The sequence below is a fragment of the Mesorhizobium sp. M7A.F.Ca.US.006.01.1.1 genome (assembly GCF_003997935.1).
Lineage (GTDB): Bacteria > Pseudomonadota > Alphaproteobacteria > Rhizobiales > Rhizobiaceae > Mesorhizobium.
In genome coordinates this window covers 1-4,906 of sequence record NZ_RZQL01000367.1, presented here as the reverse complement: position 1 = coordinate 4,906, position 4,906 = coordinate 1, and the positions used below count along the sequence as shown (strand labels likewise).

General features: G+C 63.0%; 2 protein-coding genes and 1 pseudogene. 1 reads left to right on the top strand and 2 read right to left on the bottom strand.

Translation table 11 applies throughout. The features are described from left to right. Nucleotides 1–2,436 (bottom strand): DNA polymerase III subunit alpha (gene dnaE / locus EN943_RS34925; RefSeq protein WP_127416368.1); only part of this gene is annotated, 2,436 nt, incomplete at its 3' end. Nucleotides 2,437–2,543: 107 nt separating this feature from the next. Beyond that, nucleotides 2,544–4,556, bottom strand: coding sequence for an acetyl/propionyl/methylcrotonyl-CoA carboxylase subunit alpha (locus tag EN943_RS34920; RefSeq protein WP_127416367.1), 2,013 nt, complete (start codon nt 4,554–4,556; stop codon nt 2,544–2,546). A gap of 198 nt (nt 4,557–4,754) precedes the next feature. Between EN943_RS34920 and EN943_RS34915 the strand changes: the two are divergent. Further along, nucleotides 4,755–4,906 (top strand): annotated as a pseudogene (locus EN943_RS34915) (S-(hydroxymethyl)glutathione dehydrogenase); the annotation flags it as partial.

Sequence of the window (4,906 nt, the reverse complement as noted above, 5' to 3'; positions counted from 1 at the left end):
TGCCGCCAGGAACTCGACCGGATAATGTGCCTTGAGATAGGCGGTCTGGTACGAGACGACCGCGTAGGCGGCGGCGTGCGACTTGTTGAAACCATAGTCGGCGAACTTGGCCAGCAGGTCGAAAATGAAGTCGGCTTGCGGCTTGCCGACGCCACGCTCGACCGCGCCGGAGACGAAGCGCTCGCGCTGCTTGTCCATCTCGGCGCGGATCTTCTTGCCCATGGCACGGCGCAGCAGATCGGCTTCGCCGAGCGAGTAGCCGGACAGCTCCTGCGCGATCTGCATCACCTGCTCCTGGTAGACGATGACGCCTTGCGTCTCCTTCACCAGATGGTCGATCTTGGGATGGATCGACGCCATCTCCTCCTCGCCATGCTTTCGGGCGTTGTAGGTCGGGATGTTCTCCATCGGGCCGGGTCGATACAGTGCGACCAGCGCGATGATGTCCTCGATGCAGTCGGGCCGCATGCCGATCAGCGCCTTGCGCATGCCGGCACTTTCCACCTGGAACACGCCGACCACTTCGCCGCGCGACAGCATGGCGTAGGTCTCGGGATCGTCCAGCGGGATCGTCGCCAGGTCGATCTCAATGCCGCGCCGGCGGATCAGCTTCACCGCCGTCTCCAGCACGGTCAGCGTTTTCAGGCCGAGGAAATCGAACTTCACCAGACCGGCCTGCTCGACATATTTCATGTTGAACTGGGTGACGGGCATGTCCGAGCGCGGATCGCGGTACATCGGCACCAGTTCCGACAGCGGCCGGTCGCCGATGACGATGCCGGCGGCGTGCGTCGAGGCATGGCGGTAGAGGCCTTCCAGCTTCTGCGCCATGTCGAGCAGCGTCTGGACGATCGGCTCCCTCTCGGCCTCTTCGGCAAAGCGCGGCTCGTTGGCGATGGCGTCGGCGAGCTTGACCGGATTGGCCGGGTTCTGCGGCACCATCTTGGACAACTTGTCGACCTGGCCATAGGGCATCTGCAGCACGCGGCCGACGTCGCGCAGCACGGCGCGCGCCTGCAGCGTACCAAAGGTGATGATCTGGCCGACCTGGTCGCGGCCGTATTTCTGCTGGACGTAGCGGATGACCTCCTCGCGCCTATCCTGGCAGAAGTCGATGTCGAAGTCGGGCATCGACACGCGGTCGGGATTGAGGAAGCGCTCGAACAGCAGCGAGAAGCGCAGCGGATCAATGTCGGTGATGGTGGTCGAATAGGCAACCAGCGAGCCTGCGCCCGAACCGCGTCCCGGCCCGACCGGAATGCCCTGTGCCTTGGCCCATTTGATGAAGTCGGCAACGATCAGGAAGTAGCCGGGAAACTTCATCTTGGTGATGATGCCGAGCTCGAAATTCAACCGCTCGCGGTATTGCTCGACCGTGTAGCCCGCGGTCGGGCCATGCATGGCCAGCCGCGCGTCGAGCCCCTCATGCGCCTGGCGGGCCAGTTCGTCGGCTTCCGCCTGCACGGCCGCGTCATTATCGGCGACATCGCCCCCGGTGAAGCGCGGCAGGATCGGGTTGCGGTTCTTCGGGTAGTAGGAGCAGCGCAGCGCGATCTCGACGGTGTTGTCGATCGCCTCCGGCAGGTCGGCGAACAGCCTGGCCATATCGGCCTGGCTGCGCAGGAAATTGTCCGGCGACAGCCGGCGACGATTGTCGGCGGCAACAACCGATCCCTCGGCAATGGCGATCAGCGCGTCATGCGCGTCATAATCGTCGCGAGCCGAGAAGAACGCCTCGTTGGTAGCGACCAGCGGCAGTTCATGGGCATAAGCCAGATCAATCGAGGATTTCTCGATCACGCGATCATAGCCGGAAACCCGGTCCAGTTCGACATAAAGCCGGTCGCCGAACATCGCCTTGAGGGTCAAAAGCCGTGCCTCGGCCAGATCGCGGCGATCTTCCTTGAGGGCGATGCCGATGGGTCCGCGCGGCCCGCCGCTGAGGCAGATCAATCCGTCACAAAAGCCTTCCATCATTTCGGTGGTCAGGTGCACGGCTTCACCTGGCGGCGTTTCGAGGTAGACGCGGCTGACCAGCCTGACCAGGTTGGAATAGCCGACCTCGGTCGCGGCAAGCAGGACGACCGGCCGCATATCGGGGCCCTGCCGCCTGCGGTCGCGCTGGCCATCGCTGTTTTCGCCGGAAAAGGCGAGCGCGGTCTGACAGCCGATAATCGGCTGGATGCCGTCCTTCACCGCCTTCTGCGCGAATTCGAGGGCGCCGAACAGATTGTTGGTGTCGGTGACGGCGATGGCCGGGGCTTCGTCCTTGACCGCGTGAGCCACCACCTTGCCGATCTGCAAGGCGCCTTCCAGCAGCGAATAGGCCGAATGCACGCGCAAATGGACGAAGGGCCGCGCCGGGGCCTCCGGCCGCGCCGCAGCAATCGCAGCTTCGCGCTTCAGGGGATCGCGGGGAAGTTTTTCGTCGGCCATGGTGTTGCGTGAAGGTCCTTGAGTCGATGGAGATGTATTGTCCGGGACCGCGCGATGCCAGTCCAGCACAAACCACTGCTGATCACAGGCTGCCTGCCCGGCTCGCCCTACGCAAACTCCATGATCACGGCGTCGACGGCCAGGCTGTCGCCCGGTTTGGCATTGAGCTTGGAGACGACAAGGTCGCGTTCAGCACGCAGCACGTTTTCCATCTTCATCGCTTCGACCACCGCCAAGGTCTCGCCGGCCTTGACCTCCTGGCCTTCGGCAACGGCAATCGACACGACAAGGCCAGGCATCGGGCAAAGCAGCAGGTTCGACGTGTCCGGCGCCACCTTTTCGGGCATCAGCCTTTCCAGCTCGGCAGTGCGCGGCAGCATGGCGCGCACGGTCACCGACATGCCTTTCCAGGCAATGCGAAAGCCGTTGGCAACCGGCCTGACCTGAGCCGTAACCTTGCGCTTGCCGACAGTGCCGCGCCAGACCAGGTCGCCCGGCCGCCAGTCGGATGCAACGGTCAACGCCCTGCCGCCCTCGATCGACAGATCGACTTCCATCGGAATGGAAATCATGCCCTCGATAATCGACGCCGACAGATAGTCATCGCCGATCTTTACCACCCAGTCGCGCTTCAGAGCTCCCGAATGCGGCGCCAGCCGCCCGCCCAGCCGGTCGAGCCGGTCGCGGCGCAGCAGTTCCACCGCGGTCGCGATCGACGCCAACACCGCTTTCTCATCGTCGTTCGGTACGACCGGCGCGAAGCCGTCGGGATATTCCTCCGATATGAAAGCGGTCGATATCCGCCCTTCCCGCCAACGCGGATGCTGCATCAAGGCAGCCAGGAACGGAATGTTGTGCTCGATACCGTCGACGACGAAGCTGTCGAGCGCTTCCGACATGGCATCGATGGCTTCCAGACGCGTCGGCGCCCAGGTGCACAGCTTGGCGATCATCGGATCGTAGAACATCGAGATTTCGGAGCCTTCGGTGACGCCGGTGTCGTTGCGGATGATCACATCGCCGAATTGTCCTTCCTCAGGCGGCCGGTAGCGCGTCAGCCGGCCGATCGAAGGCAGGAAATTGCGGTAAGGGTCTTCGGCGTAGAGCCGGCTTTCCACCGCCCAGCCGTTCAGCTTGACGTCGCTTTGCTGGATGGCAAGCTTTTCGCCGGCGGCGATGCGGATCATCTGCTCGACCAGATCGATGCCGGTGACGAGCTCCGTCACCGGATGTTCGACCTGCAATCGTGTATTCATTTCAAGGAAATAGAAGTTTTTCTCGCTGTCGACGATGAATTCCACGGTGCCGGCGCTTTGATAATCGACGGCCCTGGCCAGCGCCACCGACTGCTCGCCCATGGCCTTGCGTGTCGCGGCGTCCAGGAATGGCGATGGCGCCTCTTCGGCGACCTTCTGGTTGCGTCGCTGGATCGAGCATTCGCGCTCGCCGAGATAGAGCGCGTTGCCATGCGCGTCGGCCAGCACCTGGATTTCGATGTGGCGCGGATCGACGACGAATTTCTCGATGAAGAGACGATCGTCGCCGAACGAACTCTTGGCTTCCGAGCGCGCGCGGTCGAAGCCGTCGCGCACTTCGGCCTCGCTCCAGGCGATGCGCATGCCCTTGCCGCCGCCGCCAGCCGAAGCCTTGATCATCACGGGATAGCCGATTTCGCCGGCGATCTTTTCGGCATGGTCGGCATTCTCGATGACGCCGAGCCAGCCGGGCACGGTGGAAACCTTGGCGGCGTTGGCGAACTTCTTCGATTCGATCTTGTCGCCCATCGCCTTTATGGCCTTGGGCTTCGGGCCGATGAAAATGATGCCTTCCGCTTCCAGCGCTTCGCAGAAGGCCGCCCGCTCGGACAGGAATCCGTAGCCGGGATGCACGGCCTGAGCCCCCGTTTCCTTGCAGGCGGCGATGATCTTTTCCGGGACGAGATAGCTCAGCGCGGCTGGCGAAGGCCCAATATGCACCGCCTCGTCGGCCATCTCGACATGCACGGCATCGCGATCGGCATCGGAATAGACGGCAACCGTGGCGATGCCCATCTTGCGCGCCGTCTTGATTACGCGGCAGGCAATTTCGCCGCGATTGGCGATCAGGATCTTGGTGAACATGCGAAATGTCATCCCTCGGGTCGGCCGTTCCTTTTATGGCCTGTGCTTGCAGGGTCAAGCCGACCATGCAATTCACTGCCTTTCAATCGACTTGCGATTCCAATTCCTCGCTGTGGCCCAGTCGGGCAGCCAGCTGCCAGTTGATCGTGTCGGCAAAACCTGAAACCTTGGAAAAAAATTCGCATTGGAGGACGCCTGATGAAAACCCGCGCCGCTGTCGCAGTCGCCGCCGGAAAGCCGCTGGAGATCATGGAGGTCGACCTCGACGGGCCGCGTGAGGGCGAGGTGCTGGTCGAGATCAAGGCGACAGGCATCTGCCACACCGACGAATTCACGCTGTCGGGCGCCGA

Excerpts from the sequence above, each read along its gene's own strand:
- EN943_RS34920 (WP_127416367.1), bottom strand. The coding sequence starts at position 4,556 with ATGTTCACCAAGATCCTGATCGCCAATCGCGGCGAAATTGCCTGCCGC.